The sequence below is a fragment of the Corynebacterium pseudokroppenstedtii genome (genome assembly GCF_019754945.1).
Taxonomy (GTDB): domain Bacteria; phylum Actinomycetota; class Actinomycetes; order Mycobacteriales; family Mycobacteriaceae; genus Corynebacterium; species Corynebacterium pseudokroppenstedtii.
This window is the reverse complement of sequence record NZ_JAEUWU010000004.1, coordinates 1-26,205: the sequence shown is the minus strand read 5'-3', so window position 1 is coordinate 26,205 and position 26,205 is coordinate 1. Positions and strand designations below refer to the sequence as shown.

At 55.9% G+C, this 26,205-nt stretch carries 24 protein-coding genes and 2 tRNA genes; 14 read left to right on the top strand and 12 right to left on the bottom strand.

The annotated features are described in order from the left end of the window. Positions 1–236 precede the first annotated feature (236 nt). Positions 237–3,179, bottom strand: a complete 2,943-nt coding sequence (locus JMN36_RS07390) for an FAD-binding and (Fe-S)-binding domain-containing protein (protein WP_236881741.1) — start codon at positions 3,177–3,179, stop codon at positions 237–239. A gap of 269 nt (positions 3,180–3,448) precedes the next feature. Here JMN36_RS07390 and JMN36_RS07385 point away from each other — a divergent pair, with 269 nt between their 5' ends. The 3 genes from JMN36_RS07385 (at position 3,449) to JMN36_RS07375 (ending at position 6,042) form a co-directional block, all read left to right on the top strand. Beyond that, the gene (locus JMN36_RS07385; RefSeq protein ID WP_221924126.1) at positions 3,449–3,991 is read left to right on the top strand and encodes a YceI family protein; all 543 of its coding nucleotides are present in this window, start codon (positions 3,449–3,451) and stop codon (positions 3,989–3,991) included. A gap of 145 nt (positions 3,992–4,136) precedes the next feature. Beyond that, positions 4,137–5,033, top strand: a complete 897-nt coding sequence (gene hchA, locus JMN36_RS07380; RefSeq protein ID WP_221924125.1) for a glyoxalase III HchA — start codon at positions 4,137–4,139, stop codon at positions 5,031–5,033. Between the two features lie 73 nt (positions 5,034–5,106). Beyond that, on the top strand, positions 5,107–6,042 hold the full coding sequence (locus JMN36_RS07375; RefSeq protein WP_221924124.1) for an esterase/lipase family protein: 936 nt from the start codon (positions 5,107–5,109) through the stop codon (positions 6,040–6,042). A 37-nt stretch (positions 6,043–6,079) separates the two neighbouring features. On the opposite strand, the gene JMN36_RS07370 is transcribed toward JMN36_RS07375, so the two are convergent. Together JMN36_RS07370 and JMN36_RS07365 are read right to left on the bottom strand one after the other, a co-directional pair. After that, positions 6,080–6,814: a heme-binding beta-barrel domain-containing protein gene (locus tag JMN36_RS07370; protein WP_221924123.1), complete on the bottom strand. Its 735-nt coding sequence runs from the start codon at positions 6,812–6,814 to the stop codon at positions 6,080–6,082. 69 nt (positions 6,815–6,883) lie between these two features. After that, positions 6,884–7,810, bottom strand: a complete 927-nt coding sequence (locus JMN36_RS07365) for an LmeA family phospholipid-binding protein (RefSeq protein ID WP_221924122.1) — start codon at positions 7,808–7,810, stop codon at positions 6,884–6,886. A 107-nt stretch (positions 7,811–7,917) separates the two neighbouring features. Between JMN36_RS07365 and JMN36_RS07360 the strand changes: the two genes are divergently transcribed. The 8 genes from JMN36_RS07360 (at position 7,918) to JMN36_RS07325 (ending at position 16,672) form a co-directional block, all read left to right on the top strand. Further along, positions 7,918–8,595, top strand: coding sequence for a winged helix family transcriptional regulator (locus tag JMN36_RS07360; RefSeq protein WP_012731063.1), 678 nt, complete (start codon positions 7,918–7,920; stop codon positions 8,593–8,595). A 136-nt stretch (positions 8,596–8,731) separates the two neighbouring features. Continuing rightward, complete coding sequence (gene mshD, locus JMN36_RS07355; RefSeq protein ID WP_221924121.1) at positions 8,732–9,805, top strand: mycothiol synthase; 1,074 nt, start codon at positions 8,732–8,734, stop codon at positions 9,803–9,805. A 176-nt stretch (positions 9,806–9,981) separates the two neighbouring features. After that, the gene (gene pstS, locus JMN36_RS07350) at positions 9,982–11,097 is read left to right on the top strand and encodes a phosphate ABC transporter substrate-binding protein PstS (RefSeq protein ID WP_221924256.1); all 1,116 of its coding nucleotides are present in this window, start codon (positions 9,982–9,984) and stop codon (positions 11,095–11,097) included. Between the two features lie 102 nt (positions 11,098–11,199). Then, the gene (gene pstC / locus JMN36_RS07345) at positions 11,200–12,264 is read left to right on the top strand and encodes a phosphate ABC transporter permease subunit PstC (RefSeq protein WP_236881740.1); all 1,065 of its coding nucleotides are present in this window, start codon (positions 11,200–11,202) and stop codon (positions 12,262–12,264) included. Between the two features lie 63 nt (positions 12,265–12,327). Further along, on the top strand, positions 12,328–13,269 hold the full coding sequence (pstA, locus tag JMN36_RS07340) for a phosphate ABC transporter permease PstA (RefSeq protein WP_221924119.1): 942 nt from the start codon (positions 12,328–12,330) through the stop codon (positions 13,267–13,269). A 67-nt stretch (positions 13,270–13,336) separates the two neighbouring features. Beyond that, on the top strand, positions 13,337–14,113 hold the full coding sequence (gene pstB, locus JMN36_RS07335; protein WP_221924118.1) for a phosphate ABC transporter ATP-binding protein PstB: 777 nt from the start codon (positions 13,337–13,339) through the stop codon (positions 14,111–14,113). 359 nt (positions 14,114–14,472) lie between these two features. Beyond that, complete coding sequence (deoD, locus tag JMN36_RS07330; protein WP_221924117.1) at positions 14,473–15,189, top strand: purine-nucleoside phosphorylase; 717 nt, start codon at positions 14,473–14,475, stop codon at positions 15,187–15,189. Between the two features lie 10 nt (positions 15,190–15,199). Then, on the top strand, positions 15,200–16,672 hold the full coding sequence (locus JMN36_RS07325) for an MFS transporter (RefSeq protein ID WP_221924116.1): 1,473 nt from the start codon (positions 15,200–15,202) through the stop codon (positions 16,670–16,672). 25 nt (positions 16,673–16,697) lie between these two features. Here JMN36_RS07325 and phoU read toward each other — a convergent pair whose 3' ends face one another. Continuing rightward, a complete protein-coding gene (gene phoU, locus JMN36_RS07320) occupies positions 16,698–17,432 on the bottom strand; it encodes a phosphate signaling complex protein PhoU (protein WP_221924115.1) in 735 nt (244 codons plus the stop codon). A 75-nt stretch (positions 17,433–17,507) separates the two neighbouring features. Next, complete coding sequence (dusB, locus tag JMN36_RS07315) at positions 17,508–18,611, bottom strand: tRNA dihydrouridine synthase DusB (RefSeq protein WP_221924255.1); 1,104 nt, start codon at positions 18,609–18,611, stop codon at positions 17,508–17,510. Positions 18,612–18,934: 323 nt separating this feature from the next. Between dusB and JMN36_RS07310 the strand changes: the two genes are divergently transcribed. Together JMN36_RS07310 and JMN36_RS07305 are read left to right on the top strand one after the other, a co-directional pair. Next, on the top strand, positions 18,935–20,449 hold the full coding sequence (locus JMN36_RS07310) for an acetyl-CoA hydrolase/transferase family protein (protein ID WP_204088050.1): 1,515 nt from the start codon (positions 18,935–18,937) through the stop codon (positions 20,447–20,449). Positions 20,450–20,606: 157 nt separating this feature from the next. Then, positions 20,607–20,679 (top strand) — tRNA-Lys (locus JMN36_RS07305). Between the two features lie 44 nt (positions 20,680–20,723). Here the strand turns inward: JMN36_RS07305 and JMN36_RS07300 are convergent. The 4 genes from JMN36_RS07300 to JMN36_RS07285 form a co-directional block, all read right to left on the bottom strand. After that, a complete protein-coding gene (locus tag JMN36_RS07300; RefSeq protein ID WP_236881739.1) occupies positions 20,724–21,779 on the bottom strand; it encodes an ABC transporter substrate-binding protein in 1,056 nt (351 codons plus the stop codon). Positions 21,780–21,883: 104 nt separating this feature from the next. Then, positions 21,884–22,546 (bottom strand): ABC transporter permease, encoded by a 663-nt coding sequence (locus JMN36_RS07295; RefSeq protein ID WP_204088051.1) that lies wholly within the window; start codon positions 22,544–22,546, stop codon positions 21,884–21,886. After that, complete coding sequence (locus tag JMN36_RS07290; RefSeq protein ID WP_204088052.1) at positions 22,543–23,193, bottom strand: ABC transporter permease; 651 nt, start codon at positions 23,191–23,193, stop codon at positions 22,543–22,545. The genes JMN36_RS07295 and JMN36_RS07290 overlap by 4 nt, the downstream gene beginning before the upstream one ends. Continuing rightward, entirely contained in the window at positions 23,190–24,002 is an 813-nt protein-coding gene (locus JMN36_RS07285) for an ABC transporter ATP-binding protein (RefSeq protein ID WP_221924114.1), read from the bottom strand. Before JMN36_RS07285 ends, JMN36_RS07290 begins: the two co-directional genes overlap by 4 nt. A gap of 205 nt (positions 24,003–24,207) precedes the next feature. Here JMN36_RS07285 and JMN36_RS07280 point away from each other — a divergent pair. Then, positions 24,208–24,283: transfer RNA gene (locus JMN36_RS07280), tRNA-Glu, on the top strand. Positions 24,284–24,357: 74 nt separating this feature from the next. Here JMN36_RS07280 and JMN36_RS10910 read toward each other — a convergent pair. The 3 genes from JMN36_RS10910 to JMN36_RS07270 form a co-directional block, all read right to left on the bottom strand. Continuing rightward, on the bottom strand, positions 24,358–24,663 hold the full coding sequence (locus tag JMN36_RS10910) for a tyrosine-type recombinase/integrase (RefSeq protein WP_269091311.1): 306 nt from the start codon (positions 24,661–24,663) through the stop codon (positions 24,358–24,360). Beyond that, entirely contained in the window at positions 24,630–25,442 is an 813-nt protein-coding gene (locus tag JMN36_RS07275; RefSeq protein WP_301731839.1) for an Arm DNA-binding domain-containing protein, read from the bottom strand. Before JMN36_RS07275 ends, JMN36_RS10910 begins: the two co-directional genes overlap by 34 nt. A 166-nt stretch (positions 25,443–25,608) precedes the next feature. Next, positions 25,609–25,941: a hypothetical protein gene (locus tag JMN36_RS07270; protein WP_046202055.1), complete on the bottom strand. Its 333-nt coding sequence runs from the start codon at positions 25,939–25,941 to the stop codon at positions 25,609–25,611. Positions 25,942–26,205 lie beyond the last annotated feature (264 nt).

Genomic DNA, 26,205 nt, shown 5'->3' with positions numbered 1-26,205 from the left:
TCAAAAGCTGTTCCGGGGGCCTATGTCTGCGAGTAGGCCGGCTATGGATAGACAGATTGTGAATAGGTTGATTATTACGCATACCTATACACTAACGCAGAATTGACACTGAAAACCAGTAGGTGTGATCGGTGTGACTCCGTCGCAAGGGCTGCATTTTCGCTGCTTAAGGGCCCATATCGGGTTTTAGAAGACCTGGGAGTCACGCCGATGAGCTACGTCTAGGCCAACCGCACCTAAGCCGTGGCCTCCGCTTTTTCTTGTCGCGTCGCCCATTCCAGAAGCTGGAACAGGTTCTGGTAATTCTGGCCGGTTGCCTCGGTCATTCCTTGCTCGCACGTCCGGTTGATCGATGCGTAAGCAGAGTATGGCCGCTCATTGACCTCGTGTGCTTCCGCCCTCGTGGCACTCTTTGTCAGCTCAGGGTGAAGCATGCCACGGTCACCCGCGTACGCGCAGCAACCCCAATGCTTCGGCACCGTCACATCCCGGGCGACAACGCGCGCGATCGCGCACATCTCGTCGATAAGACCTAAATGAGTCAGAGAGCACGTCGGGTGGAGGACCAGAGAATCCAGTTGGCGCTTCGCTTCCACGTGGGGCAGCAGATAGCGCACACAGAACTCGACGGCATCCATCACCTGCACGTTTTCCCACTTAGGGTCGCAGGCCGCGGCCTTCTTAACAGTGTCCCGCATGACCTGAATGCCCTCTGTGCACGAGGCAGCATCGCACACGATCGGCAGTCGGCCTTCCTCCGACGCCTGCCACAACCCGGAGAGCACGCGTTTGCGCATGACCTCGTAGCCCTCCAGCATGCCCTTGGACTTCCACGGCGTACCGCAGCACATGCCACCAATACCTTTCGGGGTGCGCCACGTGAGCCCCGCACGCCGCGCGACGGCCTCGAAAGCCTTTGTCGCGTTCATTGCTCGCTTTCCGTCGCCATCAACGCCGCCGAACATTTCGTTGACGCAGGCGGGGAAGAAAACAAAATCCGCATGGTCGGTGGAGACATCATGGCGCAAGGGGCCACCTTGGGGCAGCGCACTCTTATACAGAGGCATCGTGTCATCGCCGACCACTTTCCTCGCAACCCGCGTGGCAGCCGTCGGCAAGGACGACGGGACAGCATGCGCGGCAGTCATCGCCAGCGAACCAGCCTTAGCGCCCAGGTTCCACCCGTGTGCGGCCGCCTTCCAGCCTTTCTGTGCAACACTGCCAGCACTTTCCGCACGCAACTGACGGATCAAATCGCCCGTGTTGATCCCCACGGGGCACCGCGTGAGGCACATACCGTCCACCGCGCACGTATCCTGCCCGTCATACTGCCACCGCTCCTGCAACTCTGTGGCCAGCTTCGTATCTCCGCGGTTCTTCGCCGCAGCGATCTCACGGCGAACAACAATCCGCTGGCGTGGCGTCAATGTCAGATTTCGCGATGGGCACACCGGCTCGCAATACCCGCACTCGACGCACCGATCCGCCACCTTCTCGATCTGGTCCGCCACCTTCAGATGCTCAACATATTCATGCGGATCGTCGGTAATAATAACCCCGGGATTGAGCATTCGCTTCGGATCAGCCGCGTCCTTAATCCGACGCATAATCTGGTACAACTCCGAACCAAATTGGCGCTCAATAAACGGAGCCATAATGCGCCCCGTTCCGTGCTCCGCCTTGAGCGAACCGTTATACCCCAGAATGACATCAACCATATCCTCGGTAAAACGCTGATATCGCTGAAGTTTCTTTATATCACGGAATTGTTCATTTAAAAGGAAGTGAACATTGCCATCTTTTGCGTGACCAAAAATAACGGAACCAGGATAATCGTGATTCTGGAAAAGATGCGTGAGATCATCGCATGCCCGCCCCAAATCCTGGACTGGAACGACAACATCTTCCAGCAGCGCATTCGTCCCGCTTGGTCGGGCTCCCGCCACGGCCGCATACAAATTATTTCGCGTTGCCCACAAGAGATTTCGTTCTTTTTTATCCGACGTCATCTCATGTGGCACCGCCAAGGGCATGGCTTCAAGATGGGGGAGCGCAGCTGAATACCGGTCGTGCAGTTCGTCGTCGCTGTCCCCGGTGAACTCCACCAGCAGCGCAGCGTGATCCTTCACGTCAATTTCGCGAATTGACCGCGCTACCGACCCCGTCCGCTGTGCCACCTTGAGGCTCGTCGCGTCCAACAGCTCAGCAGTCTGAAATCCATCCGCGACCAACTGAGGAACTGCCGACGATGCGTCGATCAGATTAGAGAAAACCAAGAGCCCAGTAGAAACTCGTGGTTTTACTTCCAAGGTATTAAACGTAGCTTCGGCAATATATGCCAGAGTGCCTTCTGAACCGATTAAAAGGTGTGTGAAAATATCGAGCGGAGACTCATAATCCAAAAAAGAATTTAAGCCGTACCCCATGGTGTTCTTCATCGAGTACTGGTGCTTGATTTTCCGCACTAACTCAGGACTCGACGTAATCTGCCGACGCATCTGAACGAGAGCATCAAACAGATCCGGCTCCTGCGTGCGGAACTGTTGCTCAGCATCGTGGTCAGCTGAGTTAATGACAGTTCCACTAGGAAGAATAAATACCAAGGAATCCAGCGTCTGATAGGTATTGAATTGCGTACCGCAATGCATCCCTGACGAATTATTCGCCACCACGCCACCAATCGTGCACGCACTTGACGACGCAGGATCGGGCCCTAGCTTCCGTTTGTATAGCGACAAATAGGCGTTAACCATTTGGACCGTCGCGCCCGGCTGAACGCGTACCTTGTGGCCATTATCCAGAACCTCGATGTCTTGGAACCGCCGTCGGGTATCGACCATCACCGCGTCAGTCGTCGCCTGCCCGGACAGGCTGGTCCCTCCAGCTCGGAAGCTGACCTGCAAGTTGCACCGGTCGGCGGCCGCCATGATGCGGGCGACCTGGCCGGCACTGTCGGGGCGCATGATTCCCTTCGGAACGAGCAGGTAGTGCGAGGCATCGTGCGCTTGCGCGATGCGGGACAGCCCGTCGTTCGCATAGTCAATATGTTCCTTGCCGTCCGACTGAAGGGTGTTTAGAAAACGTCGGAATTGTGGGTCCTCATCGGCGTGGGGATGAGTGATGGGGGATTCCGCCTCCGTGACAGGGGTTGAGGTCGGATCCATATGTGTCGTCGTCATGACCCTTAGTCTAGGAATGCAATCCAAAAATCCATGCACCGGTGGCTCTGGATCGTGGCACGTTACACCCATAAATGCTTCATGAAAGTGGATCCAGCTGCCGACTACGTGCCAGTAGCCGTTTAGCGGTTCGGCACACATTGATGAGTCACCTGCGAGATATTTTCCGCCATTTGGTTGACAAGTCACCAAAATATGAGCAATATGGTGGATGTGTCACATAAAGTGGCATGGGCACAACGTGTCAAGCACTTAAAAAGGAGAAAATAATGTCCGACCTGTCCACCATTAACGGAACCTACGACATTGATGCATCGCACTCGCGTTTAGGATTCGTCGTTCGCCACGCCATGGTGACGAAAGTTCGCGGATCGTTCTCGGACTTCACCGGGGAAGCCTCTGGCGATGCATCCGATCCGTCGTCAATCAAGGTGAATGTGACGGCACAAGCTGATTCATTTACCACGGGTAATGAGGACCGCGATAAGCACGTCAAATCAGGTGATTTTCTGGATGTGGAAAGCAACCCAACATTAACGTTCACCTCCACCTCGGCAGAGATTAAAGGGGACACGCTGGAGCTCACTGGTGACCTTACTATTTCAGGAACTACCCGATCTGTGACGATTCCATTTGAATTCGGTGGTGAGGCCAAAGATCCATTCGGCAACGTGCGCGTTGGCTTCGAAGGCGGCATCACCATTTCCCGAAAAGACTTCGGATTGTCCTGGAACGCGGCCCTGGAAACTGGCGGAGTTTTAATTTCCGACGCCGTTGCGCTGGAATTAGAAATCAGCGCCATAAAGAAGTAAGCGTAACCAGGAAACAATAGTTAGCGAAGGCGCTTAACTAATCATCGCCGGTGGAGTACCCGTCGGGGATATTTTGCCGGTGTTGTTAGCCTGTGGCCGACTGGTACCGGTGGTGCCATCTCGCCATTCCTTGTAGAAAGGCGATATGGCTACTAAAACAAAGGGATTTGTCCAACAGTACGCAACAAAGACTGACGATAACCGCAAGCCGACCCCTGATCCGGCGGAGGATAACGCCTTCTTCCCCTCGGCATACTCCCTCGAGCAATACACCGCCGATACCACCGACTTCTCCGGGCTCGCCACCGAAGACACCTACACCGGTGGCCGGTGGAAAGTCCTCGTTATTGCAACCGAAGAGCGCTACATGCCGATGCAAAATGGCACGTTCTTCTCTACCGGCAACCACCCTGTGGAAACACTTCTTCCTCTCTATCACATGCACAAAGCAGGTTTCGGGGTTGATGTCGCGACTATCTCGGGCAGCCCGGCGAAGTTCGAATGGTGGGCGTTCCCGTCGGAGGACGACGCCGTCAACGACGCGTGGAATGCAACGAAAAGCGCTTTTAAGCAGCCCAAGAATCTCAGCGACGTCGTTGCGAAAGGGCTCGATGATTACGCTGCAGTTTTCATCCCGGGTGGTCACGGCGCCATGAATGGCGTGCCGTCGGATAGTTCAGTCGGAGAAGCACTGCGCTACTTTCTGAACAATGATCGGCTCATTATCACGCTGTGCCACGGGCCAGCAGCTCTCCTCGCGGCGGGTATCGGGGCCGACGAGAATCCTTTCGCAGGATACAGTGTCGTGGCTTTCCCGGATGCCCTCGACTTCGGCGCCAATATTGAGATCGGTTATTTACCGGGCGAGATGCCGTGGAAGCTGGGGGGGAAGCTCCAGGAAGCGGGCATCACCATTTCCAATGAGGACATGTCTGGAGCAACCACGCGGGATCGGAATCTTCTGACAGGGGATAGTCCCTTAGCTGCGAACGCGTTAGGGAAAGAATCGGTGCTCGCCCTGTTGGAGAAATTTAATGGCTAACTAAAAAGCGGCTAGGCAGAATTAAGTTACCGACACTGTAGCTACGCGCGGCCGAGTGATGTAGGTTAGCCTCATGATCCCCATGACCGCTCCCCGCCGCACAGCGTTTTCCATGTGCGTCATCCTCACCGCCGCGATCACGCTATTGCTGTCGTCCCTCCCCGCCCACGCTGGTGACGCTCAACCTTCAGCGGCCGGCGAATCATCGTCCACCGACGGCCCGCTCCCAGTCATCTACGTTTCCGCCTCCAATGAATCACGGGAGTCCGCGGAATCGTATGCAGATAGCCTGCGCAAGCACGGATTAGACGTTAACGTCTTCATGACATGGGAGCCAGACGACCCGACCACCAGCCCCTATGTCACCGTCAAAGGCAACTCGGCGCGCCTGGCCAACTACGTCGACAAGCTGAAAGAAGAAACCGGGCACGATAAGTTCGACGTCGTGACGTGGTCCCAGGGTGGACTCGTGACTCGGTATTGGCTTAAGGATTTCGGCGGAGCCGATTTCGTCCGAAAAGCCGTGATACTTTCCGGAATGATCAAGGGATCGCCCCACCACGCCGATGCCCTGCGCAAAGGCCAGTGCCCGCCACCGAATGCGCGGCTTTATGTTCCGAAAGAGCTGCTCAAGAGCCCCAGTGACACCTGCTTAGAAATGTCCTCGGAGGGTGAGAGTATTCGCGCGCTCAACACTCCGTCGGAGGCACTGCCGGGCATCAAGTACTACGCCATCACGACGAAACAGGAAATCAACGCCGCACCGTATGACATCAACCTGATAGGCGGCCCGGGTGACTACACCAACATCGTCACCCAAGATCTGTGCCCCAATGACATTGTCGGACACGGTGGGCTGACCAAACTTCCGTCCATGCAGGCGTTGGTGTCCAACCTCCTGAAAGACGACAATCCGACAATGCCCTGCATGGCGCCCAATTCGCCTGAAGGTCTGCCGACTCTCGGAGAGATCATCCCGCCCCTCACGTCCGCTCCGAGCCTTGGCTAAGAGGCGCTAGGTGCGGGATATCCACGTCTGAACTGACCTACCCCGCGTGGCGAGTGAGTTCCGCCGACATGCGGGGAACCATTTCATTATCGACGGCGCGCTCGTCAACCCAACCCAAGTGGTTATTCGGCATAAGCCCGTAGAGGCGCTTACCGGGGCCCAGTGTGGAGGGGCCAGACGCCGTCACCATCGTCGACGCGGACTGCACATCCCATTGGCGCTCAGTCGTCGGCTGGCCATAGAAAATTTCGACGACACCGCTGGCGTGTGCGCACACGAATTCGATCTCATCTTTATCGTTAATACGCCAGAAACCCGATTCGCGCTCATCGGGACCGGAGGCCTCGCCTTCTTTATTTATCCTCCACGTACGGGACTCATAGGACAGATAGTTCTGGCCGTCATGAGCAAACGTAATTTGCTGACCAAAGGGATATTCTTCGCCCGTCGATAGATCCCGGGCTTGCCCTTCGCCCCGCCAGACCCCAACCAGGGGAAGGAGCGCCAGAAGGCCATCGTGAAGAGACGGTCCCTGGCGTAAATTCGCCGTGTCATCCGGGATAGGAAGATCACCAAAAACAGGAATGTTACGGCTGGCCGTCGTTTTAGCCTGCTCCGCAGCGCGATTCACGGCCTCATTGCCGTCAAGCTTGTGACCCTGTGGTACGTCCTCACCAACGGAACCGTCGCTGGGGGAGTGATCTGCCTGTCCCGCGGAACCAGTTCCGGGAACGCCGAATTTCTGTGCACTATCTTTGTCGTTTTCAGCCATGGTGCCCAGCGTACCGGAGGGGTAGGACTCATCACGCTCCCGTCCTCACTATCCCTTACTCCTTGCCTCTTACTCTTTGTCGTTTTCGTATTTCGCTTCCTCGGGTTCCTCTCGCGCCATGGGGGCCAGATCCGACAAATTAATCGTCACATTTTGTTGGCTAGCCTGCAGGAAAATAGATCCGCCTTCGCAATAAATAAAGTCAGGACGTGCCCGTAGTGGAAGATATTTTCCTTCTAATTGGAGGGAAAAGGCTTTCTTTATTTCATCCCGAATGTCTTCCGGGATCTCTCGCCCCTTCACAACCGGGGCGTCCTTATCCCTGCTCGCCGGCCCGTCGAGAACCTCGTAAGCATCCATCGAAATAACGTCGCCTTTAATTCTCAATCGGACTGCAACTGTGGCTGGCTTATCTAAACCACCAATAGAACCACTAAACACCGAATCCGATTCCTGACCACCATTCGGCGCTGTATTTGCTAAGCGTCGGATAGTCAGGTCGGTAATCCCGAGCCGCTCGCCCAAGGCTAATCCGTCCAGTGAGAGCGTCGTCGATACTGTTTCTACGGGGGCATCCTCAATTCGTCCGTGGAGAATGTCGTGTGTCGACGCCTCAATATTCGTTGCCGAGGAATGGACAGTCACCAAACCAAAACCCGGAACGTCGAGATCCTGAGCATCGACGGTGAGCGATGATAACTTCCCGCGCTCGGCTTCATACAAGAAAGGAAAACCGCCGGCTGTCACATCAGGTTGAACGGGCAAATTAGAGTAGTGCTGCAGTTCACCCGAGATACGCGACTCCGTTCGAGCTGCCACCAATGAATCCCCCACCCATGCGCACACAGCAAGAACCATCAGGACGATAGCGACGATGATGCCGACTTTGCGCACCGTCCGACGGCGACGAGACCGCGCCACAACGGGTACGGAACCGGCGGGCGAGGAAGGCTGATGAGTCACCCCTACAGTTTTACCGGTTTCCGGGCTATTCATCGAACCTACAAGCGCAAATAGACTATCCGGTTCGGTCAATGGGGCGAACTGGGCTAAAGTGACCCAGTATTGAGCTGTTGAGCTAGTCAACGAAAAAGGATTACACCGTGAGGATAGCGTTACTCACCAATGCCACAAGCGTGGCCGACGTGCTCCCGCCTTTGGCCCTGTTGCCACACGAGACCGTCATTCTTCCCCCCGACGCTACGTCCTCACGACAACTCGACGACGTCGAACTCGCAGTTATCGACGTCACAGGCTCCGACCTCCTCGGCGCACGCGAGCTCTGCCGCACCGTTGCCGCTGCTCACCCCGATATGCCCGTGGCCGTCGCCATCGCGGAAACCAGCCTGATCGCCCTAGATTCCTCCTGGGCCGTCGACGAATTCCTCCTGGCCAGCGCCACGCCGGTCGAAATCGACGCGCGCTTCCGGCTCCTGCTCACCCGTCGGCCAGTCCCCGTCAACGAGATCGACGATTCGAATGTCGTTACCGTCGGCGAACTTGTCGTTGATGACGCCACATACACTGCGCGGATTCACGGCACCCCGCTGGATCTGACGTATAAAGAGTTCGAATTGCTCCGCTTCCTGGTCCAGCACTCCGGCCGCGTGTTCACGCGAAAGCAGCTGTTGCAAGAAGTGTGGGGGTACGACTTTTTCGGCGGCACCCGGACTGTCGACGTGCACGTTCGGCGGCTCCGCGCCAAGTTAGGCACTGAGTACGAGGGAATGATCGCCACTGTGCGTAACGTCGGCTATAAGGCTATCGACGTTGACGCATGATCGCGGCGTGCCCGAAACTATGACTCGCGCCAGAACCCCGGTAGCCTGTGCGACGAAAGCCAACCACATTCGGCCGGAACAGTACAGACGAACAGCTCAGACGAGCAGAACCCAGAAATGAGTGAGGATCGTAGTGATGGCAGACGCACCCACGTTCAACGCACAGCCATGTGACATCATCACGCAGCTGGTGTTAGGGCCAGTTTCTCCCCGGGTTCGCAATGCTCGACAAGCCTCAGCCGATCGCTGGATGGAAATCGAAACAATTCTGCACGAGAGCACCCGGCATGACGGCGTCGCACCGTTTTCCGAACAATTCTTGCGCGGGATGGAGGAGCCGGATCTCAACCATTGGCACGCGTTAGTCAGGGTCGACGGGCATGTGCGTGGCATTGCAGCTGTCGATCCTTCTGGTCCGGCCGTTGAGCTGGCTGTTCATCCTTCTTATCGACGAGGCGGGCTGGCGACAGCGCTGCAACGTGCGGTGCGTGCACATGCGTCGTCGCTTGGCCTGGGCGATGAGCGTGATATTCACACCAATGGAATTGGGTTGACGTGGTGGGCGCACGGTGACCTTCCCGCGGCGCGGGCGGCGGCTGAACACATTGGCGCTACCGCTGATCGTGAACTCCTCGTGATGGAGCTTTCGGGTTCTAAGATTAAAGACGAGTCTGATACCAATCCCGTTGCTCAGGCCGCAGCGACGCTACCCGACGATGTCACGGTTCTCAGCTGGACGGAATCAGTGCGTCGATGGGGGAAAGACGCGGTTGATGCTGCCTGGCTGGCTGTCAACAATGAGGCCTTTGACTGGCACCCCGAGCAAGGCGGCTGGGATCAGGCACGGTTGGATCAAGCTCGGAGAGCCTCGTGGTACGACCCTGACGGCGTGCTTTTGCTCTGGGGGAGTGCGGGTGATGACGCTGATTCGCTTCCCCCTCTTCTAGGGTTCCACTGGACGAAATTAGCGCGTGAGGGTGACGACGAAACCGGGCGTAAGGTCGGCGAGGTGTACGTGATCGGGCTCGCGCGAAAGGCCCAGGGCCGAGGCTTAGGCCGCGCCTTAACCGCGAAGGGAATTCAGTACCTGGCCAGCAACGATGCGGCCTACGTCGAACTCTATGTGGAGGCGGATAACGCACCCGCCGTCCATGCTTACGAAGCGCTCGGATTTACGGTGGTTGAGCGCCACACGGCGTGGAAATTCTGAGTGTTCACTCTCTGTTCATCTTGAATCTGCTCACTGGCAACCTCCACGGGTTACTTTCAAAACTGAAACCGCATGTGTCGGAATCAGTAGGCGCCGAACGAGGCAGATGACGTCAGCCATCCGACGTGGCTCGTTCTGCTCCTCACCTGGCGAAATCCCTGAGTCCCGGAGGAAAAGTGAACAGGAAACAAGTAGGACGTGGCACTGCCCTGGCTACCATCGCAGCCGTCTCAGCCCTCACCTTGGTGGGCTGCAACAGTGATGACAACAGCGCGGACGGGGGATCATCGTCGTCCAACGGAGATTCAAACCTCTCTGGAACCACTGGACAACTCACCGCAGAGGGCTCATCTGCCCAGCAGAAAGCCATGAGCGTCTTCTCTGCGAAATACTCACAAGCAGTTCCTGGCGCACAGTTCTCGTACAACAGCACCGGTTCAGGCGCTGGTCAAAAGCAATTCATAGCCGGACAGGTCAATTTCGGCGGGTCGGATTCGCCTCTTGACGATAGCCAAATGACTGAGGCGAAGGATAAGACCTGTAAATCCGACGTGTGGCAGCTTCCTATGGTGATCGGGCCGGTCGCTGTCGCTTATAAGCTCGATGGTGTTGACAGTGTCAACCTCAGTCCCGAAGTAATCGCCAAGATTTTCAAGGGCGAGATCAAGAAGTGGAATGACGACGCCATCAAGAAACTCAATGATGGAGTTAACCTTCCCGACAAAGACATCAAGGTTATCTATCGTTCAGATGAATCGGGAACGTCAGATAACTTCCAAAAGTTCTTGAAGGCATCCGCGCCGGGGCAGTGGGATTCCGAAGGGAAGGCGTTCCCCTCCACCACAGGGTCCGGGGCGAACGGGTCCTCCGGCGTCGTCCAGGAAGTCGGAGCCACCGACGGGGCCATCACATATGTCGAAGCTGGGTTCGCCAAAGAAGCCAAGCTGAAAGAGGCGGCGATCGATTTCGGGCAGGGGCCCGTCGAACTTAATAAGGAAACCGTCGGCAATGCCTTAGACAAGCTCACATATAAAGGTGAGGGCAACAACATGGTTGTCGATACCGACGCCCTGTTCGGTCTGAAAGAAAAAGATAGCTACCCGCTGTTCCTCACCACATATGAGCTGGTGTGCTCGAAGTACCAAGATTCGTCCACCGGTGATCGCGTCCGCGACTTCCTGACCGTCGCCATCAATGATGGGCAGGACTCGAATTTGGAAGATCAGGGCTATATTCCGGTCACCGGTCAATTGAAAGACAAATTGACCAGTGCCATTAAAGAAATCAAGTAATCCGAGGGAACGCGCGTCATTTCAGATGTTTTGGATTGCGCGCTCCCCAGATACAGCCAAGTGCAAACGTTCCTATAGACCCCAATGAGTGCAGAGACACCAATGACCACTCCATCTAGCGCCGGAGCTGCGACATTCCAGCCCGCCGGATCCAATCTTCCAACCGCTGCTGACCAGGCAGGATTATCATCGCCGAGTAACGGAGATATCCCGCCGAAGGCCCAAGGCGGCCACAACGCACCAGGAAAAGTCCGCGCAGGCGACCGAATCTTCCACGGCTTGGCGACGGGGTCCGCAATGATGATCACCGTCATCATCGCTGCTATCGGAGCGTTTTTGCTGTGGCGTGCAGTCCCCGCACTACGGAACAACACCGAGAACTTCTTCACCTACAGCGGTGACTGGAATACCGCGACGACGTCGGCCATGCACTTCGGTATTCCGAACCTATTCTTTGTCACCGTGACAGTGTCCCTGGTGGCCCTTGTTTTGGCTATGCCGGTTGCGCTGGGGATAGCGATCTTTTTAGCGCAATACTGCCCCCAGCGATTCGTCAAACCGATCGCTTTTGTTGTTGATCTTCTCGCTGCCGTTCCCTCCATTGTTTTTGGTTTGTGGGGTGCCCAAGTTCTGGGGCCAAAACTCGGGGGCTTCTATGAGTGGATTCATTCCTGGGCAGGCCAGTTCATTCTTTTCAAAACCTTTGCTAATTCCCCTGCTTTCGCAACAAGTAGAAACCTGTTGACTGGTGGCATCGTTCTCGCCATCATGATTCTCCCCGTGATCGCGGCGACGGCCCGAGAAGTTTTTGTTCAAACTCCGCAAGGTCACATTGAATCTGCCCTGGCATTAGGAGCAACGCGATGGGAAGTCGTCAGGTTGACCGTCTTACCTTTCGGCTTTTCGGGATATATCTCCGGAGCCATGCTGGGATTAGGGCGCGCCCTCGGCGAAACAATGGCCTTGTACTTAGTGATCTCGCCGAGCTCAGAATTCCGCGGATCCCTCTTTGACGGTGGCACAACGTTCGCCACGGCCATTGCGAACGCCGCTCAAGAATTTAATAACAACATTCAGGCGGGGGCCTACATTTCAGCTGGCCTCGTTCTTTTCCTCTTGACGTTCGTCGTTAATGCCATCGCCCGGGCCATCGTGGCGAAGAGATAAACGCAGAGATAAACCCCGAGCCGACATAACAGCCATCAGTTACACACAGTAGGGAGCGCCAGGATGTCACACGCGGTCTCATCGCCAGCATTACAACCACATATTTCTCCGCATCAAAAAATCGAAACCTCCACAACCTTTACTGCTATTTCGACTCGTCGAAAAGTGACGAATGAAACAGCGCGGGTCCTCGTTTTTGCGACGGTGATCGTTGCTTTCATTCCGCTGCTATGGGTGCTGTGGGAGCTGGTCTCACGCGGTGCTGCCGTCACCTTGAGTTCCAACTGGTGGATGAAGTCCCAGATGGGGATCATCGAATCCCAGGCCGGTGGCGGTGCGTATCACGCGATTATGGGAACGCTCATTCAAGCGCTCATAACCTCGGCGCTATCGATCCCAATCGGTGTACTGACGGGAATTTACTTAGTTGAATACGCAGGACAATCGCGCCTAGGAAAAGTGACCACCTTTATGGTGGATATCTTGACGGGCGTGCCCTCCATCGTTGCCGCGCTATTTATCTATTCGCTATGGGTAGTGCTCTTCGGATTTGAACGCTCAGGTATGGCAGTATCTCTTGCCTTAGTTCTGCTTATGGTCCCGGTGATTATCCGAAACACCGAAGAGATGTTGCGGGTTGTTCCTCAAGACCTTCGAGAAGCCGCCTACGCATTGGGAGTTCCGAAATGGAAAACTATTGCCCGTATCGTTCTTCCCACCGCAATGTCCGGCATTATCACGGGAATCATGTTGTCGGTCGCGAGGATTATGGGGGAATCAGCGCCCGTTCTTATTTTGGTTGGATATAACGTCGGTACGAATTTCAATCCGGTCGAAGGGCCACAGACGTCGCTTCCGCTGATGATGTTGGCCATGTACAAAGCGGGAACCACGGGTGCAGCCGTCGACAAGATGTGGGGTGCAGCCTTCACACTCGTCGTCATTATTGCTGTATTGACTATTGCGGCTCGGCTTATTTCCCGTCGGTTCTCGGTCAAGACATAAGGCTTCCGGCCCGGGCCTTGGTAGCCCGGACAATTATCTGCACACGGTTACAAGGAGAACGGTCACGATGGCTAAGCGCTTAGATTTAGAAGATGTCAATATTTATTACGGTGATTTCCACGCGGTGCAAGACGTCACCATGCATGTTCCGCCGCGATCTGTGACCGCTTTTATCGGACCATCGGGATGCGGTAAGTCCACCGTGCTCAGGACAATTAACCGGATGCATGAAGTGACACCCGGGGCATATGTCACGGGGTCGATCAAGCTAGACGGCGAAGACATTTACGACGCCAAAGTAGACCCCGTAGCCGTGCGAAACACCATCGGTATGGTTTTCCAAAAAGCGAACCCTTTCCCGACAATGTCTATTGAAGACAATGTCGTCGCGGGATTAAAACTATCTGGCGTTAAGAACAAAGCGCGCTTGAAAGAGGTTGCCGAACGGTCGCTGCGTAGCGCAAACCTGTGGGATGAGGTCAAAGACCGTCTGGATAAACCAGGTGGCGGACTCTCCGGTGGGCAGCAGCAGCGATTGTGCATCGCGCGCGCGATAGCGGTGGAGCCAGAAGTATTGCTCATGGACGAGCCCTGCTCCGCGCTCGACCCCATTTCCACGTTGGCGGTGGAAGATCTGATTCACGATCTGAAGAAGGAATACACCATCGTCATCGTGACTCACAACATGCAGCAAGCTGCGCGTGTCAGTGACCAAACCGCCTTTTTCTCGCTCGAATCGACGGGTAAGCCAGGTCGGCTCGTCGAAACTGGACCGACACAAGAAATCTTCGAGCGCCCCAAGCGGAAAGAAACGGAAGACTACATTTCCGGTCGGTTCGGATAGCAACCCGTACTAGTAGACCGTGCGGGGTCGCCCAACGTGACACAGAGCCGGCACAGGTCAGGTTGTCGAAACATACTGTCGTGAAAAAGTGACAGGGCCCATACTGCGCCACGGGCGAAGACATGAGATAGTCATAGGGGTGTGCAACCATAGCCACGTTCACCGGAAAAGTGGGGTGGTTGCAGACCGGTGTTCGCGGGCACAGCGCCCGACATAACAGGTAGCGCACGCGGACATCCAAATCAGAGGGCGAACTGGGGGTCATTCGGGCCTAGGGGAGTCCTGCAAACTTGTCAACGTAACTGCACGGTAACGTAACCGCACGGTGGCGTCATGACGTGTCCCGAACAGGAGAAAACATGGGCCGACAATCAACTCCGCATATCAACCCGAACGGCGTACCCATCGCCGAGACCATCCTCCTGCCCGGCGACCCGCTCCGCGCAAAATTCATCGCAGAGACCTACCTAGACGACGCCGTCCAGTTCAACTCCGTCCGCAACGCCTTCGGATACACCGGCACCTACCAGGGCAAAGAAGTCTCGGTCATGGGGTCGGGGATGGGCATCCCCTCTATCTCGCTCTACGCCTGGGAGCTCATCCATGACTTCGGAGTGAAGAAACTCGTCCGCGTCGGCTCATGTGGCTCACTGCAGAAAGATCTCAACCTCTACGACGTCGTCATTGGGCAAGCTGCCTGCACCGACTCCAATTTCCTGTCCCAGTACAACCTGCCCGGGACGTACGCACCGATCGCATCGTACCGGTTGATCGAGGACGTCCGAAATCGTGCGAAGGAAGCCGGAATCACCACCCACGTCGGCAACGTCCTGAGCTCTGATGTGTTCTACAACTACCAGGACGACGTCAACCAACGGTGGGCCGCAATGGGTGTCCTCGCTGTGGAAATGGAATCTGCCGGGTTGTATGCCACCGCCGCTGAAGCAGGCGTCGAAGCACTGGGGATTTTCACCGTCAGCGACAACATCGTGACGGGCGAGGCTACCACCGCCAGCGAACGGGAAAAAGCATTTACTACCATGATGGAGCTCGCGCTTCCACTCGCGGCGATCTAAGCAGGCAACGATGGCACATACTGAAACCGCAACACTAGCCCCGGAGAAGGCCGGCAAAAAGGTACTTAACCCCAAAGCCGCCGTTCCGGTTATTTTATTTACCTTCGTATTCAGCTTGGTCATTGACAACGGCTTTAAGTTCATGTCCAAGCCCATTGCCGACGACCTCCACCTCTCTGCAACAACAGTGAGCCTGCAAGCCACACTGGCAGGAATTGTTATCGGCATCGGCGCTGTGGTGTATGCCGCGCTTGCCGATACGTTCAGCATCAAGAAGCTGTTGTACGTGGGGATCGGGCTGACCGTCATTGGTTCCATCATCGGGTTTGTTTTCCAACACTCGTGGCCGATGGTGCTGACCGGGCGAATTATTCAAACCACCGGGTTGGCCGGTGCGGAGACGCTCTACGTCATCTACGTCACCAAGCACATCTCCGCGAAAGACCAGAAGACGTACCTCGGGTTCTCCACTGCTGCGTTCCAGCTGGCCATGCTCATCGGTGTGCTCACCAGCGGATTCGTGTCCACCTACATCTCGTGGACCGCAATGTTCCTGGTCTCTGCGGCCCTTATCCTCGCAGTGCCGTTCATCGCGAAAACTGTTCCCGATGATGAAAAAGTCAGCGCCAACCTGGATATCATCGGGCTCTTTCTCATCGGTGTCTTTGCCACATTCGCTGTCATCTTCATGCAAGAGTTCCAGCCCATCTACGCTGTCGTTTCAGTCATCGGGGTCGTGCTCTTCGCGGTGTATATCAAGATCAACAACAAGGCCCTCGTCAGGCCAGAATTCTTCCTCAACGGCCGCTACGTGTGGGCCCTAGTCGTCGTTCTTATTTTGTACTCCGTGCAGCTGGGATACATTTTTTTCTTCCCCTTCATCGTGTCTACCCTGCACGGGTTGGGAACCGATACGGCATCCATGTTGATCGCGCCGGGCTACGCCTGCGCAACCGCCGTCGGAGCCGCGTCGGGAGCTATCGCAAAGGTGCTGAAAACGCGGCCGGCCATCATTATCGCGTTATGTTCGATTTGTGGTGCCCTCGTCATTCCCGCAATTATTCCCGACACATCCCTGTGGTTATTGATCCTTTCCATGATGTTCTTCGGCAGCGGATTCGCGCTCATGTACGCACCGCTGATGGCCTCAGCGATCAAGAAGATTCCGGCCGAAAAGACGGGCGTTGCCATCGGTTTTTACAACCTGACCATCAACATCGCGATCCCCGTCGGCATTGCGTACACAGCCAAGCTGATCGATATCGAACCGACATTCCTCAGCGGGCTGACGCAGGGTTCAGGACACACAGCGCACGCGTATGCAACCGTGTTGTGGATCCTCGCAGGCATTACCGCCGTGGCCTTCGTCGTTTATGTGGCGTCCGATCGTTATCTCACCAGGAGAGAGAAGCAGCGTGGTGAGACGCTTGATGGGGATAACGCGGTTGACCCCGCAGCTGCCGAGGCCTACGCGCTGAGCTGACGGCTGATCCCGCAGTTCGGGGATGCTAAAACGTTCCCCCGTAGCGCTGCTGGATCTCATCGAAGTGGCGGGTGAACGTGGCTTCGCGGTCGCGTTCATCTTTCCCGCCGACGTACTCTTCCGGACGCATACCCGTCGCCAAGTAAATAACGCGGGCACCAATCTGGACCGCGTGATCGGAGTAACGCTCGTAGTAGCGCGATAGCAAGGTGACGTCCACGGCGTTCGTCGTCGTGTATGGCCACTCGCGCTGCGTCGTTAAGACAAAAATGTGGTGGTGGAGATCATCGATGGCATCGTCGTCGCGGGCCAGTTGCAATGCCAACTCGGGATCGTAGGACACCAACACGTCGTGCAAGGTAGTCGTGATATCCAGACACTGTTTCGCCATCTCGGAGAAGTACGGCACCATGGATTCCGGAACCGCGCAATCCGGGTGACGGCGGCGAGCTACCTTCGCGATGTGCACCATCAGCGCCGACATCCGCGACAGATCTTCCACAATGTAGGTGCCAGAAATAACACGACGAAGATCCCGGGCCACCGGGCTCTCTAGCGCAAGAAGCTGAAAAGCTTGTTGTTCGCACTTCACACGAAGCTCTTCGACGTCCTCCACACTGGTCAACACATCTTCTGCAGAAGTGAGATCAGCGCTCAATAACGCTCGGGAAGCATGCGACGCCATTTCTTTAATCGAATCGCACATGACGATGAGATTATGGGCGAATTCCGCCAAGTGTTCCCGATAATCGTCTCTCATGATGGCCTAGTTTAGGACAAATCGGCTAACAATGCTTGGCTAACCCAAGGCCACGCAGTTCACACCGGCCCCGAGTTAGCCACCCGAGTGCATGATGTCCGCACCGGCGGGAACGGTCCGGTCATCAGGATCATCCAGCCACCCTTCCGGCAGCGTCACCGCCTTCGCGGACCCCTGGCGGCCACGAGGGCCGTCGGCATCGTCGGGAAGAGCCGACGCCAACGCCGGATCGCTCACTACCGTATTCAGGATTTCTTCCAGTTCATGAATGCTGGTGATGCGCGTGACCTTCTGACGCAAATCCGACCCCGCAGGGTAGCCCCGCAAATACCAGCCCATGTGTTTCCGCATGTCCCGGCACGCGGTGGACTCCCCGGAGTGAGCAGCCAACAACCGCGTGTGGCGCAGAATCACGTCACATACCTCCGCGAATGTGGGCTGAGCAGGGAGGGGCTCGCCGCGCAGAGCTGCCGATAGCTCCGCAAACAACCACGGGCGTCCCAAACAACCGCGCCCCACAACCACGCCGTCGCAGCCCGTCTGGTCCATCATGTCCGCGGCATCCGTCGCCTTAAAAATGTCGCCATTGCCGAGCACCGGCACGCCCGTGCCCGCCAAATGCTCCTTAAGCTCACCGATGCGGTTCCAGTCCGCCGTGCCCGAATAGCGCTGCGCTGCCGTCCGCGCGTGTAACGCCACAGCCTGGGCGCCCTCCTCGGCGGCAATCGCACCCGCATCCAAAAACGTCAGATGGTCGTCGTCGATACCCGTCCGCATTTTGACTGTGACCGGGATCGTCGTTCCCTCAACACCACGGACTGCCGCTGCGACAATCTCGCCGAACAGGCGGCGCTTATAGGGCAGGGCAGCTCCGCCGCCTCGTCGAGTCACCTTCGGCACCGGGCACCCAAAATTCATGTCGATGTGGTCAGCCAGGTTGTCGTCGGCAATCATGCGAGCAGCTTCGTACGTCCACTTCGGGTCCGTGGTGTACAACTGCATGCTGCGGGGTGTTTCTTCGGGAGCGAACTCCGTCATATGCAGAGTTTTCTCATTCCGCTCGACCAGTGCTCGCGCGGTCACCATCTCGCAGACATAGAGGCCCGACGTCGTCCCCGTTTTTTCTATCTCGAGTTCACGACACAACAACCGAAAAGCCACATTTGTTACCCCCGCCATAGGTGCAAGAACGACGGGGGACGATAGCTCAAATGGGCCGATTCGGAGGGGTGTGCGGGATCCAGAAATCACCGTGCCAGTGTAAACGTGTGTGAATCTGACACCAAGCGGGGGAAGGGGGAACCCATTTAGGGGAATAGTCTGGGCTAAGACTGCCGTTTCTGTCCTCCTCTTGACCTAAAGTGGTACACGTAACAACACACCACGATCGTGGTGCGCCTCACCGAGCGGTGCCCCCTCGATGACGCGCCATATTTACGACGTGGAATGTAAAGAGAACCCCCGATTGACCAGGAATTTCGGCGGGAGCACAGGAGGAAAATATGTCAGGACGGATAGCCAACCCGAAGTTGCAAGGCCTCATCATGAGTGCCGACGAAGCCGCCGCCAAGATCAACCCCGGCGATCAGATCGGCTTCAGTGGATTTACCGGTGCCGGATATCCCAAAGAATTCCCTCAAGCCCTGGCCCGCCGGATCAAAGAGGCACATGACCGCGGTGAAGAATTCAAAGTCAATGTGATGACTGGTGCATCGACCGCCCCGGAGCTCGATGGTGCATTAGCCGAGGTCAATGGCATCAACTGGCGCATGCCGTACCAATCCGACCCGACTCTTCGTAAGCGGATCAACGCTGGCGATACGTACTACAGCGACATTCACCTCTCACACTCGGGAATGCTCCTGGACCAGGGGTTCTTTGGGGCAACCGATGTGGCCGTCGTAGAGGCGGTGCGCATTAAGGAAGATGGGGCAATTATTCCCTCGTCGTCCGTCGGTAACTCGACAAACTACCTGCGTAATGCCAAGAAGATAATTATTGAGGTAAACTCCTGGCAGTCCGAAGACCTCGAAGGCATGCATGACATCTGGAGTTATGGTCAGCTGCCTAACCGTCAGCCCATTCCGATCGCCGACCCCGGTGACAGGATCGGAACCCCCTACATTGATATCGACGTTGACAAGGTCATCGCAGTTATCGAAACCGACGCTGCGGACCGCAACTCCCCGTTTAAGCCGATCGACGACGATTCCAAGAAGATTGCCAACTACCTGCTTGATTTCCTCGACGGCGAGATCAAGGCTGGGCGTCTGACCAAGGAACTGCTTCCGATGCAGTCCGGTGTCGGTAATATCCCGAACGCTGTTCTCGCGGGCCTGCTGGAAGGGCCGTATCACCACATCACGTCCTACACGGAGGTTATCCAGGACGGGATGATCGACTTGATGGATCAGGGCACCATGACGGTGGCGTCGGCAACCGCATTCTCGCTGTCGCCTGAATACGCACATCGAGTCAACGAAAATGCTGCTGAGTACGCCAAGAAGATTGTTCTTCGCCCGCAGGAAATCTCCAACCACCCAGAGGTTATCCGACGCCTCGGCGTGATTGCATGTAACGGAATGATTGAGGCCGACATTTACGGCAACGTCAACTCCACCCACGTCACGGGCTCCAAGATGATGAACGGCATCGGCGGATCCGGCGACTTCACGCGTAATGCCTTTGTCTCGTGCTTCGTCTCGCCATCGCGCGCGAAGGGTGGCGACATTTCCGCGATTGTGCCCATGGTGTCGCACGTGGACCACAATGAGCACGATGTCGACGTGATCATCACCGAGCAGGGCCTGGCGGATCTGCGCGGACTTGCTCCACGGCAGCGCTCCCGGAAGATCATCGAGAACTGTGCCTACCCGGACTACCGTGAGCCGTTGTTGGAGTACGTGGAGCGGGCAGAGAAGAACGCATCCGGATTGCACACTCCTCACGACCTCCACGAGGCGTTCAATTTCCACACGCGTTTCATGGAGACTGGCTCCATGATGCCGGAGAAATAGTTGACGGTGGCAGCGGCGTTGGGCTGTTCTCCAGGCCGTTTGCCAGGCCTCTGCTGTCATGATCTATACTGACTAGCGCACATTCAAACATTGTGTTGAGTGCTGCCGTTTGCTTTTGTGGTGGCGACAGCAATTAGCGCCCAATGAGAATGTGTGTGGGCCTTTAGCTCAGCTGGTAGAGCTACGGACTTTTAATCCGCAGGTCGAGGGTTCGAGCCCCTCAGGGCCCACAATAACGCCCCTCACCAGAATTGCCTGGTGAGGGGCATTAGTGTTAGTTCTTCGGCGTGCCGACGTCGTTGTGAGCTAGCCATTCTTTTGCAATGCGAGCGGCCCGTTTCTGATCGGTGACGCTTTCGTTATTGAGCTCCGCTAGATCCTCTGTCGTCATCTTTTTACTTATTGAATTGATGATGTCCTCCGCTTTGCCATCCTTGAAGTTATTCAACTTTTTACTAGCTAGAGGAACGACATTGGACGGGAGGAGCAGGTGCTGCGGGTCATCGAGAACAGTGAGATTATTTTTCTTAATGGCCGGATCTGCACTAAAGATATTCGCCACCTGAATTTTTCCGTCCGTCAGTGCCTTAACTGTTAACGGCCCACCAGAATCTTCGATAGGCGTGAAATCAACATCGACGTTATAGACGGCTTTGAGTCCCTTTGGCCCGTAGGGTCGAGATTCAGCCTCTGAGGGCCCTCCATATTTCACCGACCCCGGTACGCGTGCGAGGTCACCGACGCTATGAAGGTGGTAACGCTGGGCGAAGTCGTGGGTAACGGTGTATGTGTCCTGGTCCGATGCGGAGGAGTAGTTGAGGAGATGAAGCCCCTGTGGCGCGGCGTGAACGAGGTCTCGATACACGTCGTCAGGATCTTTTGCGCCTTCCGTGCTCTCATCATCGCCGTGTGATGATTCTTTCTCGAAGTATTGGAGTAAGTTTCCCGAATATTCGGGGATGAGGTCGATGGATTGTTGCTCTATTTCAGGGATATAGACCTCACGTTGACCAATCCGGAATTGTCTATCAACCTTAATGTCGTTCTTTTCCAACGTTTGGGCGTAGATTTCGGCGATTATTTCATTTGAGTAGTAGTCCTGGGAGCCGATGACGATGGTATCTGAATCAGCACTCCCACTGGATAAAGGATTAGATCGCGCGCATGACGATAACGTGATGATAAGGAAGCTTAAAGTAATGATGGCAGCAATAATTTTGAAAGATCGTGATCGGGATCGTGGTCTGGCACCTGAAAGAAACATGTCGGCGGCGGGAAACGGGGGTCGGCCTGATGCGGTGTGTATGTAATCCAATCGGTTGATCGTCATGGTAAGTGTCCCAGCTTTGGTGTCTATAGTTTGTGTGCGGGGCGGGAGTTTTTATCCGTTACATAGTTGCAGCTACATAGCTATCTTTAGCTCCGCCGTAAAGTTTAATGAGCGCCGAAACGATTCCCGGCCCATTTCTGAGCACGCCCAAGGGCTGCGTCAATGACAACTGCGAGAGCAATGACAATAAGGGAAGATCCCAACATTTCGGAATAATCACGTGATTTCAATCCTGCGAAAAGAAATCGCCCAAGCCCAATATCAGCGGTGTATGCCGCGAGCGTTGCGGTTGCGATGACTTGTAACGTTGCTGCTCGGATTCCACCCATAATGACGGGCAACGCTAGAGGGAGTTCGACGGAAGTGATGACTTGCCAAGGCGTCATTCCGATTGCTTGGGCTGCCGACGGGATATCCGGTGAAATCGATTCGACGCCGGAATAGGCTCCAGCCAATAAGGATGGAATAGCTAACACAATGAGCGCGAGGGTGGGTGCTTTTAATCCGATGCCCAGCCACAGACCGAATAGTGTCAACAAACCTAATGTGGGGATCGCGCGTGCTGCTCCGGTCAGTGCGCCGATGAGGCCAGCTCCTCGTCGAATATGGCCAATGACTATTCCCGTTGGTATTGCTACCACAGAAGAAATAGCCACAATCATTAGCGTGAACCATAGGTGTTCAATTAAACGCTGGGTGATGGAATTGTTTCCCGACCAATGGTCTGCTGAAAAAGCCCAGATGAGGGCGTCGATAAAATAGTTCATGATGATGCGCCACCCGATGCGTGGCTCCACGGTGTCAAAAGCCAGGTAAGGCCTTGAATAATGGCGTCGATGATGAGGGCAACAATAATCGTGGCGATGATACCTGCGGTGACTTCCGCTGTGATGCCGCGTTGAAAACCGTCGGTGAGCAGTGAGCCCAAACTAGGGATACCGACGAGTGCACCGATGGTGACCAGGCCAATCGTGGAGGATGCGACCACGCGGAGTCCCGACGCGATGACGGGAATAGCTAGCGGTAGGTCCACTTTCCACAGGATTGTGTGAGGGGAGTGCCCGAGGGCGACGGCCGCATCCCGAGTGTGTGCGTCGACGGAGGCGAAAGCATCGGCTGCAGTGCGGACGAGTAACGCGACCCCATAGACCGTGAGCGCAGTGATCATCGTGAGGTTTGATCGCAATGGTGTGCCAATGATGATCGGAATGGTAATGATCAGTGGTAAGGAAGGCACTGCGTACATGAGGGAGGCGGCATTTAATAAAGGCCTGCCGAACAAGGGGTGGGAAAATGCATAGCGTCCTATTGGAATGGCAATAAGTAGTGAGAAGACAATCGGCGGCAGCGCTAATCGGAGGTGTTGGCCGGTTAATTCCGCGATATCCTCCCAATTGGTGATAACCCAGTTCATGAGGTAAGTACCCCCACGCTTCTTCCGTAGGAATCAACAGCAACGGTTTGCCCATTGACTGTTCGCGTTGTCAATTTTCTATTCGTATTGCTTGCTCCGGTAAACGATGCAACGAAGTCATTCTTTGGGTTGGTCATTATCTCGGAAGGTGGTCCATGCTGCGATATCACGCCACCTTTTTCGAGAATAACGACAGAGTCGCTGAGTCGAAATGCTTCGTCAATATCGTGGGTTACAAAGAGGATCGTTTTCCCTAATTCTTGCTGGAGTCGCAGGAGTTCGTCCTGCAATTCCCGACGAACGATCGGGTCAACAGCTCCGAAGGGCTCATCCATGAGCAGGATATTCGGATTCGACGCGAGGGCGCGTGCCACACCGACCCGCTGCTGCTGACCACCCGAGAGCTGGTGAGGGTATCGCTTCGCTAAGGCTGGATCGAGTCCCACGCGCTCCATGATCTTTCGAGCGTTTTTTCGGGCTTCGCGGCGGGGCGTGCCTTGGAGCGTCGGCACGACGGCGATATTCGCTTCGACTGTCCTGTGGGGCATGAGCCCGCCAGATTGTATGACATACCCAATTCGACGACGGAGGTCGACAGCGGACTCATCCATGACGCTGTGATCGTCGATGCAGACTTGCCCGCTGGTGGGCTCGGTCATGCGGTTAACCATGCGTATTAACGTCGTTTTTCCCGAGCCAGACGTGCCGACGAGCGACACAATGTGATGCGATGGTACGACCAGTGAGAAATCGTGGACGGCGGCTGAGCCATCTGGGTAGGTCTTGGATACGTGATCGAAGGTAATCAATTACTAGGCCTCCTCAGCAATAGTCTCGAGGCTATCAGAATTCGACGTACCGGTGCCTGGAAGCAGTGGGGGAGAGTAGTTCTCCTGGGGCTGAGGTGGTGTTGATGTAGTGGCCGTAAAAAGAGGTGGCTTACCAGGCGATTTTGTGAATTTTAGGTGGTTAACGTAGTCTGTAGCAGCTGCTGCAGAGAACTCTGTAGCGCGTGCTCTCATCGTCTAGTGGCCTAGGACTCCGCCCTTTCACGGCGGCAACACGGGTTCGAACCCCGTTGAGAGTACCAAACCCCCCAACCTGTTTGTGCAGGTCAGAGGGTATTTTTTATTTGTCAAATCAGGATTTTTAGCGTCTTTGGCTCTAATTTGGCTCTATGCGAAATAGGCCAGCCATAGCCTGTCCCACAGTATCGAGGTCCTCTTCGAACAGATCTGCGTATGTATCCAGCGTTAAAACAGCTGAAGCGTGGCCGAGTTGCCGCTGCACGACTTTCACGTTCGCCCCGGCTGACACCAACAGGCCAGCGGCCACGTGGCGTAGGCCGTGAGGGGTGATTCGCGGAAACGATGGGTCCTCGGCTTGAGCTTTCTTCACAGCTGCCGCGAACCAGCCTTTAGTGCCGTCGGCCCGTTTCAGTGGCCCTCCACCGGTGTGGGGAAGAGCCATGCACTAGGCAACCTCCCCGCCACCTGCTCGTGGATCATGCGCATAACAGGAAGGCTTACGGACACGGTGCGCCTCTCATGCGTCTTAGGCAGCGTCTCTTCAGGCTTGCCGTTGATGTAGATCACGGACCGGTTTATGCGTAGCCGGGAGTGCATTTCGTCCACGTCCTCGACTTTGAGGCCGACCAGTTCACCCCACCTCAGTCCCACGGTGCCGAGCACCCATACCACTACGGCTTTATCCCCCGCATGGTGAGCCAAGCGCTCAAGCTGCGTAGGCGTGAGATATACCTTGACGGGCTTCCCTTTGGGCGGGAGTTTCACCCCGCGCGCCGGATTAGATTTCAGATAGTTATCGTCTACGGCGACGTCGAGGATTTGGGCTAGCAGGTTGTGGGCGTGTCTGATGCTGGAGCCGGACAAGGTGGACGCCGATACCCAGGCTTGAATCTCACTTTTGCGTAGGGTTCCGATTTTCCGTTTACCCCACATGGGCAGCACGGTGCTGCGTAGGCGTGAGGCTTCACGGTCGAGGGTGGAGGGTTTGAGGTGTTGTCGGCCTTTCCGCCATGTTTTAGAGAGTGTTTCGACGGTGATGTTTGCTCCGGCGGGGTCGCGCCATTGGCCGGTGGTGAGGTCTACGGTGTTTTCTGCGGCCCAGTTTTCGGCTTGCCACTTTGTTGCGAATCCGCGTTTCTGCCGTTTGCCTTGGGCGGGGTCGTAGTATTGGACGCGCCAGGCTTTTCCTTTGGAGGTTGTGTAGGGTTTGATAGAGGACACGTGTTGTTTCTTCGTTGAGTTGGGGTACGTCAGGGGTGGTACGCGCTTTGCTATTAGCGGCTAGTTAGGTGTGGTGTGGGGTGGCTAATTCTGGGGGCGTTTGCGGTAAGTGAAGACCCCCGCAACCGGTGTGGTGTGGATTGCGGGGGCCTTGCCGTGGTGCGTGTTAGGCGACTACCGGCCAGAGGAAGCCACCGATTTTGAGGCCGATTTCGACGATGTCTTTAGCGACCTCAATTCCTTTCTTGGCGTTGTCGAGGCGCTTGGCAGAGATCTCTGCTTGCTTTTCCTTTTCTTCAGCGGTCTTTTCTTTCTTCTGGTGCTTGGTGGTGTCTTGGGTGGAGGTGGTGTTGTCGGCGGTGGGGGTGGTTTCCGCAGCGGTGGTTGTTTGGACTGCGGCGGTGGGCTCGGCCGGGGTGGTTTCTGCCATTGCTGGTGCTACTGAGGCGGTGGCGGCGATGACGAGGGAGGTCAGGCCGATGGATGCTTTGCGAAGCAAGGGGTTTCTCCTTTTTGATTCTGTTTTCCGAATGCGTGTTGTCACGCGTCTAACAGGCTAGTATGTGTGCTTAAAAATTTCAGGTTTTGTAGCCGACTGCACACACCGGGGGCTGGTCTACCGTTTAGATCGGCGTGTTGAAGTGCCCCGGGTTTTGTTCCTAGGCGTTTGCCTTGATTTCTATTATTGCTTGCGGCGGGTGCTGGTCCCAAAATTCGGTTTCCACTTCAGCTGGCGTGCGGTAGCCCAAGCTTTGGTGAAGCC

Coding starts and splice junctions, on each gene's coding strand:
- deoD (WP_221924117.1), top strand. CDS start 14,473: ATGGGCCGACAATCAACTCCGCATATCAACCCGAACGGCGTACCCATC.
- pstB (WP_221924118.1), top strand. CDS start 13,337: ATGGCTAAGCGCTTAGATTTAGAAGATGTCAATATTTATTACGGTGAT.
- phoU (WP_221924115.1), bottom strand. CDS start 17,432: ATGAGAGACGATTATCGGGAACACTTGGCGGAATTCGCCCATAATCTC.
- mshD (WP_221924121.1), top strand. CDS start 8,732: ATGGCAGACGCACCCACGTTCAACGCACAGCCATGTGACATCATCACG.
- JMN36_RS07365 (WP_221924122.1), bottom strand. CDS start 7,810: ATGAATAGCCCGGAAACCGGTAAAACTGTAGGGGTGACTCATCAGCCT.
- JMN36_RS07310 (WP_204088050.1), top strand. CDS start 18,935: ATGTCAGGACGGATAGCCAACCCGAAGTTGCAAGGCCTCATCATGAGT.
- pstA (WP_221924119.1), top strand. CDS start 12,328: ATGTCACACGCGGTCTCATCGCCAGCATTACAACCACATATTTCTCCG.
- JMN36_RS10910 (WP_269091311.1), bottom strand. CDS start 24,663: ATGGCTCTTCCCCACACCGGTGGAGGGCCACTGAAACGGGCCGACGGC.
- JMN36_RS07300 (WP_236881739.1), bottom strand. CDS start 21,779: ATGACGATCAACCGATTGGATTACATACACACCGCATCAGGCCGACCC.
- hchA (WP_221924125.1), top strand. CDS start 4,137: ATGGCTACTAAAACAAAGGGATTTGTCCAACAGTACGCAACAAAGACT.
- JMN36_RS07295 (WP_204088051.1), bottom strand. CDS start 22,546: ATGAACTATTTTATCGACGCCCTCATCTGGGCTTTTTCAGCAGACCAT.
- dusB (WP_221924255.1), bottom strand. CDS start 18,611: ATGGCGGGGGTAACAAATGTGGCTTTTCGGTTGTTGTGTCGTGAACTC.
- JMN36_RS07385 (WP_221924126.1), top strand. CDS start 3,449: ATGTCCGACCTGTCCACCATTAACGGAACCTACGACATTGATGCATCG.
- pstC (WP_236881740.1), top strand. CDS start 11,200: ATGACCACTCCATCTAGCGCCGGAGCTGCGACATTCCAGCCCGCCGGA.
- JMN36_RS07375 (WP_221924124.1), top strand. CDS start 5,107: ATGATCCCCATGACCGCTCCCCGCCGCACAGCGTTTTCCATGTGCGTC.
- JMN36_RS07325 (WP_221924116.1), top strand. CDS start 15,200: ATGGCACATACTGAAACCGCAACACTAGCCCCGGAGAAGGCCGGCAAA.
- JMN36_RS07370 (WP_221924123.1), bottom strand. CDS start 6,814: ATGGCTGAAAACGACAAAGATAGTGCACAGAAATTCGGCGTTCCCGGA.
- JMN36_RS07390 (WP_236881741.1), bottom strand. CDS start 3,179: ATGACGACGACACATATGGATCCGACCTCAACCCCTGTCACGGAGGCG.
- JMN36_RS07290 (WP_204088052.1), bottom strand. CDS start 23,193: ATGAACTGGGTTATCACCAATTGGGAGGATATCGCGGAATTAACCGGC.